Genomic DNA, 15510 nt, shown 5'->3' with positions numbered 1-15510 from the left:
AACCCCCTCCTGACATAGATAAAGCAAAAGAGTATATGTGATATATACACACTATATACTATATTAACGGTATGCACAATATTAAAATCTGATTTTTGTAAAAAAAAGCTATGTGAAAGGGTTTGGGATGATTTATGATGCAAAGAAATCTTAGATCAGAGAGTAGAATTGATTGTTCGGGACCAGACGGACGCTTTCCTCGGGGTGAGCGATAAGCCATCACCCATCACGTAGGAGTCGCCGTCTGACGCTCCAATCAATAAATGGGAACAGCTTAGGATCGATAAAGCGCTAATCAATTTACTCGCATAAGCAAAGTTGAAAAACTGTCACCACCCCCAATTTCATCATCTATTTATGTTCTTAATAGCGATTTGAATGTTCCTTTTATATTTACAGTCGCTATAAAAAGAGTTGATAGTAAAAATCAACCAATAACTTTAACAAAGCTAAAAAAAGACCTTAATATATTATTAAAGTCTTTAAAACATTATCTTTTAAACTCATTTTCATATTTCCTATTTTTACAGAAGAACACGAACGTTAAAAAGAAAATTATATGCATTTAGAATTGGTTTATGTTCATATCTCGGACGCTTTTTCGCGGTCATTTATAAATTTAACTATTTACCTTGCTTCTTTGGGCAGATTTCATATAATACATAATTTCATCTAAAGAGGCTTTCTCTATCACGACATGATCCTCAAAGACTTTTTGTACTTCTTCTGCATCTTTTGACAAAGCTTGAAATACTCCTTGAGAACGTTCTATGTCAATGAAATGCGCTTCTGTATCTCGGTCTAGTAAATCCGTGCTTCCTTTTACAACGACATATCGTTCCTGTAACTCATCTATGCGTTGGTTAAGAAGAATTTTCCCTTTATCAACTAATACAATATAATCAGCAAAACGTTCTAAATCGCTTGTCGTATGCGTTGAAAAAAATATACTCCTACCCTCATTTACCATAATTCCTTGAAAAATGTCTAGCAACTCTCTGCGAAACGTAGGATCTAATCCTGATGTCGGCTCATCCATAATAATTAATTCAGCATGATGAGATAAGGCAATAGCTATAGAAGCTTTCATTTTCATACCTTTAGAGAAATTTTTAAGAGATTTAGTTAGAGGTAACTCAAATTGATTAACATACTGATTAAATTGTTGATCATCCCATGCTTTATAAGCGGGAGCAACTATTTTACTAATTTCTTTTAAATTCAGGGATTGATAAAATATATTGCTGTCGTATACGAAGCCTATACGGTTTTTAATTTCTTTCTCATGGCTGGCATAATTTTGTCCAAATACACTTACCTTTCCTTTATCCGGCTGTAAAAGATTCATCATTAACTTGATCATCGTCGATTTACCAGATCCATTTGGACCAATAAATCCTGTTGTGTATCCTTCTTTTATCTGTAAATCTACATTGTCGATAGTTAATGTCTCAAATTTTTTAGAAACCCCCTGGAACTCTATTACATTTCCCATTCCTCTCACTCCTCGTACAGCAGCTTTAATAAACCTTGTAATTCCTCATAAGATAACCCTGATTCTTTACTGTTGGAGATAACCGCACTTAATTGTTCTTCAATTACACGTAATTTTTTCTCTCGAATAACATCTAAATTTTGCTCCGCTACAAATGAACCTTTTCCAACAATTAAATATATGAAGCCCGCCTTTTCTAATTCTTCATATGCTCGTTTTGTAGTGATCACACTGACTCTTAAATCTTTGGCCAATTGTCTAATGGAAGGTAAAGCGGTTCCTTCTTTTAACTCACCTGACAAGATTTTAGTCTGAATTTGTTTGAAAATCTGTTCATAAATCGGTTCCTTTGAACTGTTAGATATAATGATTTGCATGCAGATACCTCCTTTACATCCATGTGTGTATCTATCGTAAACCCCTCGAAAATATTTTCGAAATATAGTTAAAATAAATTTTTATCTTTATCAATTAACTTAATATATACATCCGTCTATACCTCTTTATATATTATATATATTCACTATATACTATTCAACTAACGATTCCTTTAGCTCAGCTATCTTAACGTCTAGAATTATAAAAAATCCCACTCCAAATTGGAATGGGATTTCATTTTATTTATTTCTATTTATTAGATCTTCTAATAAAGCACTAATTTCTTTACGTCTCGCGAGAGTCTCTTCCTTTAAAACTTCCAGCTGATATCCTTCATCAGTTGTTGTGATATTAACAATATCGCCTTCATTTAGTTCAAGATCGAAAGTAGATGTTGGTAGGATCAGCTGGTTCATTTCTTCTGGTGCTTCCAAAAAAACATACATACCTTCTTCAATGCGGTCTAGTGTATACTTTTTACTTAAGCTCACTTACCTTCACTCCCTGAGGGTTTAATAGTTGGGCAGGATCTCCTGAATTGTTCCAAACTTGAGCTCCTGATATTTTAATATATCCAGTACCAGTCTTTGCTTTTGATCCACTTGTTAACGTTACAGTTTTTTTTGCTCCAAGAGAATAGCTTTGTAAAGTAAAACGCTGATTGCCTTCTACTGACACTATAACCCAATTTTTAAGATTAACCGTTGTGGTACCTGTATTCTCCAATACTACTTCTTCAGTTTGTAAGTTCTTACTTTTAATTACAACTTTTCCGTTAGACACGGGAGTAGTTGGTTTAACGGCTCCAGTTCCTGTTGTTGTTCCTGATCCAGTTGATGTCCCTGACCCTGTCGTTGTTCCTGTTGCTGTATATGTTTTACCTCCAACTGAATATGTTGTTCCGTTTGTTGTTACTGTTATTGTACCTGAAATAGCAGTATGGTATATTTTTGAACCAGATGAGGTTAAACGATTTACTATTGTTTTATTAGGATGACCATATGAATTACTTTCCCCATAAGAAAGAATGGTAACTGCTGGCTTCACAGCATTAATAAACGCAGCAGAGCTACTCGTATCTGAGCCGTGATGACCAGCTTTTAAAATTGTAGATTTTACATTATACTTGCTCATCATTTCTGATTCTATTCCTGTATCTGCATCACCTGTTAAAAGGAACGAAACTTGATTGTAAATTAGCTTTAAAACGATAGATGCGTCATTATTGTCACTTGCTTTTGCGTTTGCATGAAGTACATTAAATATCAAACCATCAAAAGAAATTACTTCACCTTTTGTCGCAGGTTTAAAAATAATGGACTTATCATTAGTTATTAACTGTATCATTTCTTTATACGTATTAGAAGTATGTGCTTTACCGCTATCTAAAAACGTGCCAATTTTAATATCAGATTTTAAAACCGATATTAGTCCACCTATATGATCTTCATCGGGGTGTGTAGCTACCACATAATCTAACTTTGATATACCTTGGGACTTGAGGAATTTCAGAACTGGATCATCTTTTGACTTTCCGCCACCGTCAATCAGCATACTTTTCCCGTTTGGTGACTGAATTAATATTGAATCTCCTTGACCGACATCAATGAAATGTACCTTCATTTCTTTGGCAGATAAAGCCTCTAATTGAGCTAGCTTTGATTTAGATGGTGTTTCATACTTAACTTTTGTGCTTTTTTGTATATAGCTTCCGCCACCTACACCATATAAGCCACCTTGCTCGCTCTTATATGTATACACACGGAATTCTTCGCCCTTTTTCAAATTACGTACGGTTGATAGTGAACCATTCTCTAACTTAACTAATCGTGTGTCCCCTAATATCGTAACCTTACCTATTTGTCCTTTTTTCAGCTCTGTTTTTCCCCACATAACTTTTGTTGCATTGCTTTGGGAAGTAGTTTGCTGTTCTAGTAATGCTAACTTACTTTTTGATGGTGTTTCATATTTCACTTTAGAAGTATCTTTTTGTATAAAGCTTCCGCCGCCTACACCGTAGAGACCGCTATGTTCGCTTTTATAACTATAGACACGGAACTCTTCACCTTTTGTTAATTTACGTACTTCTTTTAAAGTACCGTTTTCCATTTTTACGAGTTTCGTCTCTTTTAATATAGTAACCTTACCTATTTGTCCTAGCTTAAGCTCTGTTTTCCCCCACATAACTGGAGCGGCCTCAGCAGTTAATTGATTAGAGAAACCTAGACCTACAAATAAAAGTAATACTATAAATATTTTCATAAACTTATTAAACAAAATCATCAACTTCCTTCCATATATTATTATCCTACAAAAATAATAAAAATATGTCGATGGAAGTTTATTGAAACATGAAAAGTGAGGAGGCAGTTCCTCAGTCACCGCAAACGTTCTTGTTTGCGACGAGCTTGCGCAGGAGCAGCTTTTAACCATTTGACCTCGAGGGGCAAGGCGGTGGAGCTAGACATTAATTTATCCACAGGTTTTAGAATTTTATAATTCTAAACAACAAAAAAATGGTATTCCCTTAGGAAACACCATTAAATTTAGTACTCATATTATCTTTCACATGCCCAGTTATCCTTATCTCTGTCATGCTTTGACGCATAAGCAGGATGCCCTTTTTTTACTCCTTGTGGATATACCTTGTTTAACTCCTTACAGTTTTGAAATTTTGTAGGAGCACCGGGTACAACCTCTATACCATTACCGTTTTCTGATTTTGCAGGTTTTGTCGGGACAGAAGTCTTCGGCGGATTCTCTAAAAGAGCTAATTTTGATTTGGAAGGAGTTTCGTATAGGACATTATTGTTTTTTTGAATATAAGATCCCCCACCAACCCCATATAATCCATTGTGTGTACTTTTATAGCTATATACACGATATTCATCGCCTTGATTCAGCTTTCTTATTGTTTGAAGGGATCCGTCCTCCCCTATCTTCACTAAAGTAGAATCTTTTACTATAGTCGCTTTACCAATTTGACCTAGCTTCAGTTCTGTTTTCCCCCACATGACTATACTTGCAGCTTCCATGCTTGTCCCATTCACAAAAACAAAACTAAACATCAATATCATTGCTATTAACAGCTTCTCTGACTTCTTTTTCATTTCCTCACTCCTACTACAATTACTTTTCTTATATATTTTACCACTTTATGTTTAATAAATGGTAAAAACGGGTAAAAGTTTCATTAGCAAAAAGATTTCATCAAAATGACAGTTATTACCCCTTGTACAATACAAACGTCACTTTGAAAACTTATATGTTATTCAGCAAAATTAAGATCCTCTTTATTTACATAAAAAAGATCAATCATGTAGTTATTCCATAATATTAGTAGTACCGATTTGCCGAAGTTATGAAAATACGTGACTTATACAGGGGCTTTTTGTTTTGAAATCATTTTGCTAATAAATTAGTAGAAAGGGTTGATTTTTATTTAATGACCTATTGCTGAGTTTAGGAGGTTGGAGTTGTATGTTGTATATAGAGGAAACCTCTCATCAAAATGTGAAGGTTTAATGTAATGCACCTATACGACTATATTAAAATAACAAATGACAAGGAGTTTAATAATGAAAAAATTAATCGGATTTATTACGTTAGTAGTTTTGGCTGTATTTCTGACAGCATGTGGTGAAGATGAAACAACTAGAACGTTTGAGGCTGAGCAAAATGGCATTGCAACAACGTTAGAGTACACGGCGAAAGGTGATAAAGTTACAAAGCAAACAACAGAAAATGTTATCGAGTATGAACTAGCTGGTATTGAATCGAAAGAACAGGCGAAAGAACTTTTTGAGCCTATGACCGAACAATTCCAAAACATTGATGGAATAACACATAAACTTGAGTATGATGATACCAAGGCAATCGAATCCTTAGTAATAGATTATGAGGCTGTCGACTTTGATGAAATTATGGACCTGCCAGGTATGACCTTTAGCGAAGACCCTAAAAAAAATGGAATTAGTATGGAAAAATCAGCTGATATGCTAGTTAGTCAAGGCTTTAAGGAAGTAAAATAATGAATGATGAACGCATTTGGATCCTCCAGGTGCGTTTTTTTATCGTACTTATTTCAGATATAAAAAAAGTAAAAGGTATCATCGAAGTTCTCCCTAAACGGGTCTTTGATGTGCCTTTTAAACAAAAAAAACAGCCCATTTAGATATGGACTGTTTACTCGGTACTATTCGAACAATTAATCAGTACATTAGCTGGATCAATTCCTCTTTCGTTATCCCACCAAAGTATTTTGGTACGTCTACTGATTCTAGAGCTTGTTCAATGGCTTCCTTGCTATAATTTTTGCCTACAAGCAGCACTTCTACCTCTTCCACTTCTCCTACTCCAAAGAAGTCTCCGAAAAATTTAACCTCTTCTATAACTCCCTTGTTTACTTCCAGACGAACGTCTACACTGCCCGTAGGGAATCGGTGGGAATGCTGGATATTAGATTTGGGCGATTTTCCATAGTTCCACTCCCATTTCTGATAACGCTCTTCAGATAGCTTGTGGATATTAGCCCAGTCTTCCTCCGTTAGTTCCCAATATTGAACCTTGTCTTCCCCTCCAAAAATAGAAGAAAGTATCGCTAAGCGGAATTCCTCTATCGTCATCGGCTTGTCCAGTAGATCTACTATATTTGTAACACGACTACGAATGGATTTAATTCCTTTTGACTCAATTTTGTCTTTTTTAACTTTTAATGCAGAAACAACGGCATCGATTTCAGTATCGAACATTAGTGTACCGTGACTGAACATTCTTCCACGAGTGGAGAACTGAGCATTACCAGAGATTTTTTTTCCTCCAGCTAATATATCATTTCTTCCAGATAGCTCTGCGTCTACTCCCATTTTCTGTAGTGCGTCTACAACTGGTTGGGTAAACTTTTTAAAGTTACGGAAGCTATCTCCATCGTCCTTCGTCAAGAAGCTGAAATTTAAATTACCAAGATCATGGTAAACTGCTCCTCCACCAGAAAGGCGGCGTACTGGGATAATACCGTTTTGCTCTACAAAATCTGTATTAATTTCTTCAATTGTGTTTTGGTTTCTCCCTATAATGATTGATGGCTGATTTATGTAAAACAGAAGAAATGAATCCTTCTCTACATCCATAGTATTGAGGGCATATTCTTCAATAGCTAAGTTAATGCGTGGATCAGTAATTCCTTTATTATCAATAAAAAACATGGGTATCACTCCTTTATTCCTATTTTAGCAAAAATCCATAGAAAGTGTTGACAAAACATTCTGTGTTATATTACAATGAATTCAATCGAAACAGTTATATAACAGATGGAGGTGGAATATATATGTTAGAAAACGTATTAGAATTTTTCCGTAACCTGCCCAAAAAGAAATGCGTAACATGCGGCGAGCCAATTGAAGAGCAACATGAATGCTATGGGAACCACTGTGATAAATGCAACAACCTATAATTATTTAAAATTACCAGCTAGAAGCTCCCCTTCCTAGCTGGTTTTTTTGCGTATATTAATGAATGAGTTTAACCATAAATCATTTATTGTTAATAACCAAGTATTATGATAGGATTAGTAATAATAATTTTCGGAATTAATAAAATAAAAAGGGAGGATTCATAATGAAGTTTGGATTTTGGTTGCCTGTATTCGGTGGATGGTTACGAAATGTAACAGATGAGGATATGCCTGCAACGTTTGAATATGTAAAAGAGCTAGCACAAAATGCGGAAGACTGGGGTTACGATTTAACCTTAATAGCGGAATTAAATCTTAATGATATTAAAGGATTGGAGAGTCCCTCTTTAGATGCATGGTCAACTGCTGCGGCTATCGCAGCTGTAACGAAACGAATAGAAATTTTAACTGCGATTCGACCTGGCTTCCATAATCCTGCGTTAACGGCAAAAGCAGCAGCAAATATAGATCACATCAGCAACGGACGTTTTTCTCTCAATGTTGTATCTGCATGGTGGGAAGGGGAAGCAAGACAATATGGAGGTATCTTCACAGCACATGATGAACGGTATGCACGGACAGAGGAGTTTATCCACATCTTAAAAGGATTATGGAAAGAAACACCTTTTACTTATACTGGCCAGTTTTATCAATATAAAAACACCTACTTGTCTCCGAAGCCAATGAAACAGCATATCCCCCTATATGCTGGTGGAGAAAGTGAAGCTGGAAAGCAAACAATTACTAAAACCTGTGACTCCTATGTTATGCATGGTGGCACAGTAGAGGAAATTACTGAAAAAATTAATGACATGAAAATTAGACGCCAATCGCTTGGGGAAAAACCATTAGAAACGTTTGGGATGTCTGCCTATATCATTTGTCGAGATACCGAGGAGGAAGTTCAACAAGAACTTGCTCGCATTACGGAAGTGAAAGAAGGTTCTCCTGGTTATGAGGGCTACAAGGATTTTGTTAGCAAATCTCATCTTAACGTGGAGGTGCAGCTTAAGGATTATTCCGTTTCCAACCGAGGATTACGGCCAGACTTAATAGGCACACCGGAACAACTTGCTAAAAAAATTATTTCGTTTGAGGAAGCTGGAGTAAATCTGTTAATCCTTCAGTTTTCCCCTCAGCACACGGAAATGAAGCGGTTTGCAGAGCAAGTGATGCCTCTAGTAGAAAAATTGAAAAAGGAAAAACAGGAAGTCTAACGGAACAATATGTACAAAATAAAGCTCCTCACATTTTACTTTTCGTAAAATGTGAGGAGCTTTAATAATTTTATATTACGCTTCTTTTGTTTGTTTAGAATAGCGTTTTGTAAACAATAACATAAAGTATCCGAATGTTATTACTAAGCACACTACCATTACGCCAAGTAAGAAGCTATTATTAAACCAGAAATGACTTAAATCACCTGTAGAAATAGATGCTTTAAAGCTTTGGACTGAGTAAGTCATTGGTAACAATTTATTAAAGAATTGCAACGGTGCTGGTATTAGTTCTAATGGGAATGTACCTGCACTTGTTGTGAGTTGCAGAATTAGGACAATAATTGCAACAAATCTTCCTGGATCACCTAAAATCGAAACAAGCAGCTGTACTAATGCTAAGTATGTGAAGCTTGTAATGACTGCAGAAAGGATGAACAGTCCTACACTTTGAGTTTCAAGCTTTAAGACAAATAGTGCAACCGCAACTACAAACAGCGATTGAATAATTCCTACCACACTTAAAACCGTTATTTTACTAGCAAACCATTTGGCCCCACTTGTTGGAGCAATTGCTGGTTGAACAAATGGGAAGACAATTGAAATTAATAATGCACCGACAAATAACCCAAGTGATAAGAAATAAGGTGTGAAGCCTGTTCCATAGTTAGGTACCTCATTGACCCCTACGATATTAACATCTACAGGGGATGCAACCATTTCGTAAGTCGATTCAGATGGTGTTACTTCGCCTGCCTGCTCACTTGCTTCTTTTAAGCTAGATTGCAAGGTTTCCGTTCCATCTGCCAATAATTGTGTACCTTCTACTAGTTTAGTAGAACCATCTGCTAATTCACCTGATTTCGTAGCAAGTGTACCAGTACCCTCTTTCAATTGAGATGAGCCGTTAGCTAGCTCGTTCAAGCCCTTCACAAGGCTAGAGGATCCAGCATACGCCTGACTGATTCCAGCGTTGAATTCGTTCATTTTTTCATTTAGGGTAGTCGTACCACCAGCAAGATTAGATGAACCTTCTACTAATGCTGCGGAAGATGATGCTAATTGAGAAACACCCTGCTTTGCTTGTGAGTAACCTCCACTCAGCTGTTCTGCTCCACTTACTATTTGAGAAGTACCAGTAGTTAAATCCTGAGTTCCACCAGCTAATTGTTCTAAGCCTGTGGAAACTGAGGTACTACCAGCTTCTAGTTGCTTTAATGTCTCTGTAATAGCAGCCGACTGTTCTGGAGGTAAAGCAGCTGTTAACTGACCTAATTGTTGAGATAAGGCTTGGATACCAGCTGTTACATTAGCAGAGCCTTGAGCCAGTTGGTTTGTGCTGTCATTCAATTTGGAGCTACTCGCTTGAAGCTTAGCCAAGGAATCTAGCAGGCCTTTTTCCTTTTCGCTAAGTAATTGATAGCTTTCATTTAGTTTATCTACACCAGCTGTGTACTCTTTAATACCACTATTTAAAGCTGCGGCCCCTTCAGCCGTTTGACTAACGCCATTTGTAAGCTGAGAAGAACCATCCGCAAGTGTTCCCAGACCTTCATTTAAATCCTTAGATCCCGTAGCAGCTGTATTAATACCATCAACTACCTTATTAGTACCATCATTCAGCTCAATCGTGCTACTAGCTAATTGTTCTAAGTAGCCTTTTAGGTTAGAGGCACCATTATTAACTTCAGCTACGCCGTCTTTTAGCTGCCCTGCCCCATCAGAGGCTTCCGCAAATCCGTCACCTAGCTTCGTAATCGAATCAAAAAGCTGTTCAGCATAAGTTGCTGATACTTGCTCATTCACTTCTGCACGAATACGATCCATTGCTGTTTCACCTATTTGCGATGATAAGAAATTAAATCCTTCATTTGCTTTATAAGTGATGACCATTTTTTCTGGCTTCTCATCTAATAAAGTCGTTGCATGTTCAGAGAAGTTTTCTGGAATCTCAATTAATAAATAATAATCTTGGTTTAATAAACCGGCATCTGCCTCTTTTTCAGATACAGATACAAATTTAAATTGGCCACTTTCTCGTAGCTTATCTGTTAACTCCTTACCTAGGGAGAGCTCCGTTCCGTTGTACTCTGCTCCTTCGTCGGAGTTAACAACTGCTACAGGTAGATCACTTAAATTAGCATACGGATCCCAGAAAGCCCATAAGAACATCCCAGCATACATCACTGGAATAAATAAAACTGCAATTATTGAAATCAATAATTTTTTGTTTTTAAAAATACCTTTCCATTCCGATTTTATCATGTCGATTCCTCCTAATACTATATGACCGATATGTTCATTTAGTCACTTTTGACTAAAAAAATGAGTCTCAAATTGCGAGACTGCGAAAAATTGTATCCTGAAAGAAGTTAGCAATATCTTCTTCAGATAATGAATCATCGTGGGTTAAGTTCCAATCATTTACGAATGCAACATAAGCCTTTAATAATAAATATGCTACAAGCTCTGCATTTACCTGTCGGATTTCTCCCTTTTTAACATATTTATTGATTTTCTCACATATGAACGAAACAATAGCTTGCTCGACTTGGCCAATGACATGCTTTACTGCAGGAGTTTTCCATTGTTTTTCCTCATCAATTATTTTTGCATACAATTGATGTGTTTCACGGAACTCTAGCATCTTTATAAGCGCTGCATGAGCATTTTGCTGAAATGGAGCATCTTCTATAATGACATTAACAGCTTCCAGTTTCATTTCTTCAATCATATGAAGGACAATTTCTTGGAACAAGACTTCTTTGTTTTCAAAGAAATTATATATAGTTCCTTTTCCTACATTTGCAATCTTGGCTATTTGCTCCATAGTTGTTGCTTTATATCCGAAAAGAGAAAAGGATTTATTGGCAGCCATTAAAATTTCCTGTTTGCGGTCCATTTGGTTATCCCTCCTCATAAAAAAAATGACCAGAAAACCATTTCGGTCAACTAGTCATTATAATACTCTCTATTGTTTATTTACGCAAGTAAAATTTAATGTTTTTCACTCATATGATCCATCGAGTTATCACTATCATCAGGTAACACTTTACTCATATCTGGTGTACCTACTGTAAGCTCTTGTTTAGGCATTACGTGCATATCTCTTGCGGTTGTATGAGCAAACATATAATAAACTCCGTCATGTTCAAAAGTAAAGTCAGCTTCATACACACCATCCTCTGTAAGCTTACCCTCTACCATATGTCCTTCGTCACGAAGTCCTGATTCCCATACCTCGAACTCTACAGAATTTGCATCATTTACTGCTTCCCCATTTTGAGTAACTTTAGCGGAAAGCTTGATATCTTCGTTAATAGGTAACTCTTTAGGTGTTTGAATCTCTACCATAACCTCTTCTAATGTTCCTTGATGACTAGTACTTGAATGTGTTTCTTCCTTTTCACCACAGCCTACCAGTGTTAAAGATACAAGTAGTGCTAGTGAGATAATGACCTTTTTCATTCGAAAAATCCTCCCAGAATGGTAATGTAAAACTCCATATACTTACTAAAAATACTCTAAAAGCCAATAACTTTTAGAGCATTTTATCAAACGTTTTTTTTAAGCTTTTAAATGCTTCATAACTACGTCCGCCATAGCATCAATAAATTGAGGCTGGTCGTTTGGCATAGCAGGACGCACATAAGTAGCACCGATTTCATCACAAACCACTTTACATTCGTAATCGTTATCGTAAAGAACTTCTAAATGCTCTGAAACAAATCCTACTGGAGTATAAACGAATGTTGTGTAGCCTTTTTCTTTGTGTAAATCATGAGTCAAGTCTTGTACATCTGGTCCAATCCATGGTTCAGGAGTTTGACCAGCACTTTGCCAGCCTACTGCATAATTTTTTACACCAGCAGCCTCAGCGATTAAATCTGCTGTTTCTTTTAGTTGATCCTCATATGGATCTCCCAAAGTTTTAATTTTTTCAGGTAAAGAGTGAGCAGAAACGATTAAGCAGGCTTTTTCACGTTGCTCTTCTGACATTGCTGAAAATGCTTCACTTACTTTATTACTCCAATACTGGATGAACTTAGGCTCTGTATACCAGCTTTCTACAGAAGTTATTTTAAGGTTGCCTAGTTTTTCAGCCTCTTCTTTGATACGTCCATTATATGATTTAATCGAGAACGTTGAGAAATGTGGAGCCAATACGATGGAAACGGCTTCCGTGATTCCATCCTTATGCATTTCTGCCACTGCATCCTCTAAGAATGGTTCGATATGCTTTAAGCCAATATATAACTTAAATTCAATATCATCTTGTACTTCATTTAAACGTTCGCAAAGACCTTTTGCTTGGTTTTCTGTGATTTTAGCTAGCGGAGAAATTCCTCCAATTGCTTTATAGCGACCAGTTAAATCCTCTAATTGTTCTTCGCTTGGTTTACGACCATGACGAATATGCGTATAGTAACGTTCAATATCCGCTTCTTCATATGGAGTTCCATATGCCATTACTAATAATCCCATTGTTTTCTTCATTTTTGTCACCTCAAAAGTTATTTTAGTTAGATTTCGCTGCAATAAGTTCTCTACTATAATCATGGATAAACGAAGTTAAGCGTTTCAAAACATCCGGATCAACTTCTGGGAATACGCCGTGACCTAGATTGAAAATATGACTAGGGTGAGCTACACCTTGTTCAATAATCAATTTTGCACGTTTCTCAATTTCTGCCCAATCCCCAATTAAATAAGATGGATCCAAGTTACCCATTAGTGGTTTAGTTAATCCTTTTGCACGAGCTTCCTCGATGGATAGGCGCCAATCAATACCTACTACATCTACAGGTAGATCATGCCATTCCATTGCCAGGTGGCTAGCTCCTACACCAAAAGTGATTAACGGAACACCAGTTTCACGCAACTCAGAAAAGATGCGTGTCATAATAGGCTTGATGAAAATACGATAATCTTCTACATTTAATGCACCAACCCAAGAGTCAAAAATTTGGATGGCCTTAGCTCCAGCTTTAACTTGAGCTTTTATGTAAATAACAATCATATCAGCAAGCTTGTCCATTAAAGCAAACCATGCTTGTGGCTCAGACACCATAAATGATTTCGTTTTGTTATAGCTTCTAGATGGTCCGCCCTCAATCATGTAGCTTGCTAATGTGAATGGAGCACCTGCAAAACCAATTAGTGGAACATTTAATTGTTCTGTCGTTAATAATTTTATAGTATCTAAAACAAATGGTACGTGGTCTTCTGGAGAGAATTCTCCTAGTTTTTCCACATCTTGTACGGTACGTATTGGATTTGAAATGACTGGTCCAACACCAGATTTTATTTTTACGTCTACTCCGATTCCTACAAGTGGAGTTACAATGTCTTTATAAAGAATAGCCGCATCTACATTGTAGTTTTCTACTGGTAGACGTGTCACATACGCACAAAGCTCTGGCTCGTGGGTAATTTGTTCTAAAGAATATTTTTCTTTAATTTTTCTATATTCTGGTTGCGATCTTCCCGCTTGCCTCATATACCATACAGGTGTATGTTCCACTTTCTCACCGCGCGCTGCACGTAAAAGTGTGTCGTTAAAAGTAGTCATTTCATTTCCTGCCCTTCTTATGAACATGTTATTTTATACCTAAATACATTACATGATAATACTTTACTACAATGCCTGAAGAAAATCTTTTGAATTGCCTTTGATAACGATTACATTCCGTTTCCAATATACGCTTCAACTATAGACGTTTCTTGAATTAATGTATAGTTATAAACGGGAATTGTCATAAATTTGTCCTCATTTCAAACCATCCTGAAAAAAGGTTGTTTTTAAATTTGCAAATTAGGGGAAAATATAAATACAAAATATAAATTATACTGGAGGAAGTTTAATGAAATTATATATGACGTCCGGAACACCTGAGTTTATGCAGTCCATAAAAGATAAACACCCCAATGAAAATATATACATTTTACATGGAACAGGAAATTCAGTTCTCATTCATGAAACGACTGGTAAATCCGTCTTTCAAGTCCCTCGTATTTATGAAATTTTAGAATCTCGCGGTAGTTTTAATGAGAATGGATATTTTGTCCTTCACCACATCCCCGTATCAGATGAAGGTAAACCAATATTTGAACATCAATATACAAACCTTTCTCCAACTGTTGAATCTGAACCAGGCTTCATAGCTTTACGCGTTTTAAAACCTTTAAAATCAGATACTTATATTATCTTATCAGAATGGAATGGACCTAATAGCTATGAAATCTGGGAAAAGTCTGTTGCACTAGACTTCACCAGTGTCGCAGATAAGCAACAGTTATTTACAAGCGCCCCTTATATATCGACCTATCGTTCGAAAACAAAAGAGGAATAAGCATAGAGATTAATAAACAAACGCTAAAACGCTCATAATCTGAGCGTTTTCTTATTTTTAATATGTACAAAAATTAAAATAATGATTCCTATTTTTGTAAAACACGAGCGGCACAAAGAAAATAAATTATGTAAGATTAATGGGACACTTTCCGCCTGCTTATGGGCGGTTCCTACCTTTACGGGCGCTTTTCTCTGATTTATGGGACACTTCTAACCTGTTTATGGGCTCCTTCCTACACTTTATGGGACACTTTCCGCCTGCCTACGGGCGATTCACACCTTTACGGGCGCTTTTCTCTGATTTATGGGTCACTTCGAACCTGGTTATGGGCTATTTTCTACACTTTATGGGACACTTTCCGCCTGCCTACGGGCGATTCACACCTTTACGGGCTCTTTTCTTTGATTTATGGGTCACTTCCACCTTGTTTATGGGCTCTTTCTTACTCTTTATGGGACACTTTCCATCAACCTATGGGCGATTCCGGGAATGTAAAATATTTTGTGTAAATGTATTACTATCTTTATTCTAAACACATACTTACTTTATCCGTTAAGGGGATAAGGCTCTGCTGAAGAGCAACCTGAGCACTTAACCGATGGCCAAAAAGGA

At 36.5% G+C, this 15510-nt stretch carries 16 protein-coding genes; 5 read left to right on the top strand and 11 right to left on the bottom strand.

Translation table 11 applies throughout. The features are described 5' to 3' along the window. Nucleotides 1–619 precede the first annotated feature (619 nt). The 5 genes from M3627_RS17740 to M3627_RS20930 form a co-directional block, all read right to left on the bottom strand. The gene (locus M3627_RS17740) at nucleotides 620–1495 is read right to left on the bottom strand and encodes an ABC transporter ATP-binding protein (protein ID WP_251556846.1); all 876 of its coding nucleotides are present in this window, start codon (nucleotides 1493–1495) and stop codon (nucleotides 620–622) included. 5 nt (nucleotides 1496–1500) lie between these two features. Continuing rightward, nucleotides 1501–1872: a GntR family transcriptional regulator gene (locus M3627_RS17735; protein WP_251556845.1), complete on the bottom strand. Its 372-nt coding sequence runs from the start codon at nucleotides 1870–1872 to the stop codon at nucleotides 1501–1503. 240 nt (nucleotides 1873–2112) lie between these two features. Beyond that, nucleotides 2113–2364 carry a DUF3006 domain-containing protein gene (locus tag M3627_RS17730; RefSeq protein ID WP_251556844.1) on the bottom strand — a complete coding sequence of 84 codons (252 nt, stop codon included), beginning with the start codon at nucleotides 2362–2364 and terminating at the stop codon, nucleotides 2113–2115. Beyond that, complete coding sequence (locus tag M3627_RS17725; RefSeq protein WP_251556843.1) at nucleotides 2351–4150, bottom strand: MBL fold metallo-hydrolase; 1800 nt, start codon at nucleotides 4148–4150, stop codon at nucleotides 2351–2353. The genes M3627_RS17730 and M3627_RS17725 overlap by 14 nt, the downstream gene beginning before the upstream one ends. Nucleotides 4151–4431: 281 nt before the next feature. Further along, nucleotides 4432–4983, bottom strand: a complete 552-nt coding sequence (locus M3627_RS20930) for an excalibur calcium-binding domain-containing protein (RefSeq protein WP_169360265.1) — start codon at nucleotides 4981–4983, stop codon at nucleotides 4432–4434. Nucleotides 4984–5451: 468 nt separating this feature from the next. Between M3627_RS20930 and M3627_RS17715 the strand changes: the two genes are divergently transcribed. Together M3627_RS17715 and M3627_RS17710 are read left to right on the top strand one after the other, a co-directional pair. Continuing rightward, nucleotides 5452–5904, top strand: a complete 453-nt coding sequence (locus tag M3627_RS17715; protein ID WP_169360266.1) for a YehR family lipoprotein — start codon at nucleotides 5452–5454, stop codon at nucleotides 5902–5904. Further along, entirely contained in the window at nucleotides 5904–6047 is a 144-nt protein-coding gene (locus tag M3627_RS17710) for a hypothetical protein (RefSeq protein WP_251556841.1), read from the top strand. The genes M3627_RS17715 and M3627_RS17710 overlap by 1 nt, the downstream gene beginning before the upstream one ends. Nucleotides 6048–6084: 37 nt before the next feature. Here M3627_RS17710 and lplA read toward each other — a convergent pair whose 3' ends face one another. After that, nucleotides 6085–7077, bottom strand: a complete 993-nt coding sequence (lplA, locus tag M3627_RS17705) for a lipoate--protein ligase (protein ID WP_251556839.1) — start codon at nucleotides 7075–7077, stop codon at nucleotides 6085–6087. Nucleotides 7078–7199: 122 nt separating this feature from the next. Here lplA and yhfH point away from each other — a divergent pair, with 122 nt between their 5' ends. After that, the gene (gene yhfH, locus M3627_RS17700) at nucleotides 7200–7325 is read left to right on the top strand and encodes a protein YhfH (RefSeq protein WP_169360268.1); all 126 of its coding nucleotides are present in this window, start codon (nucleotides 7200–7202) and stop codon (nucleotides 7323–7325) included. Between the two features lie 164 nt (nucleotides 7326–7489). Continuing rightward, the gene (locus M3627_RS17695; RefSeq protein ID WP_251556837.1) at nucleotides 7490–8542 is read left to right on the top strand and encodes an LLM class flavin-dependent oxidoreductase; all 1053 of its coding nucleotides are present in this window, start codon (nucleotides 7490–7492) and stop codon (nucleotides 8540–8542) included. Between the two features lie 75 nt (nucleotides 8543–8617). Here the strand turns inward: M3627_RS17695 and M3627_RS17690 are convergent, their stop codons facing one another. The 5 genes from M3627_RS17690 to hemE all read right to left on the bottom strand — a co-directional run bounded on the left by M3627_RS17690 (nucleotide 8618) and on the right by hemE (nucleotide 14114). Continuing rightward, entirely contained in the window at nucleotides 8618–10807 is a 2190-nt protein-coding gene (locus M3627_RS17690) for a YhgE/Pip domain-containing protein (protein WP_251556835.1), read from the bottom strand. A gap of 67 nt (nucleotides 10808–10874) precedes the next feature. After that, nucleotides 10875–11444 carry a TetR/AcrR family transcriptional regulator gene (locus M3627_RS17685; protein WP_251556833.1) on the bottom strand — a complete coding sequence of 190 codons (570 nt, stop codon included), beginning with the start codon at nucleotides 11442–11444 and terminating at the stop codon, nucleotides 10875–10877. 95 nt (nucleotides 11445–11539) lie between these two features. Beyond that, nucleotides 11540–12010: a FixH family protein gene (locus tag M3627_RS17680; RefSeq protein WP_251556831.1), complete on the bottom strand. Its 471-nt coding sequence runs from the start codon at nucleotides 12008–12010 to the stop codon at nucleotides 11540–11542. A gap of 99 nt (nucleotides 12011–12109) precedes the next feature. Continuing rightward, a complete protein-coding gene (gene hemH, locus M3627_RS17675; protein WP_251556830.1) occupies nucleotides 12110–13039 on the bottom strand; it encodes a ferrochelatase in 930 nt (309 codons plus the stop codon). 22 nt (nucleotides 13040–13061) lie between these two features. After that, nucleotides 13062–14114, bottom strand: coding sequence for a uroporphyrinogen decarboxylase (hemE, locus tag M3627_RS17670; RefSeq protein WP_251556829.1), 1053 nt, complete (start codon nucleotides 14112–14114; stop codon nucleotides 13062–13064). Nucleotides 14115–14406: 292 nt separating this feature from the next. Between hemE and M3627_RS17665 the strand changes: the two genes are divergently transcribed. Beyond that, a complete protein-coding gene (locus tag M3627_RS17665) occupies nucleotides 14407–14895 on the top strand; it encodes an antibiotic biosynthesis monooxygenase family protein (protein ID WP_169360274.1) in 489 nt (162 codons plus the stop codon). Nucleotides 14896–15510: the final 615 nt, after the last annotated feature.

This window comes from Psychrobacillus sp. MER TA 171 (assembly GCF_023713305.1).
Taxonomy (GTDB): domain Bacteria; phylum Bacillota; class Bacilli; order Bacillales_A; family Planococcaceae; genus Psychrobacillus.
This window is presented reverse-complemented; position numbering and strand designations above follow the sequence as displayed.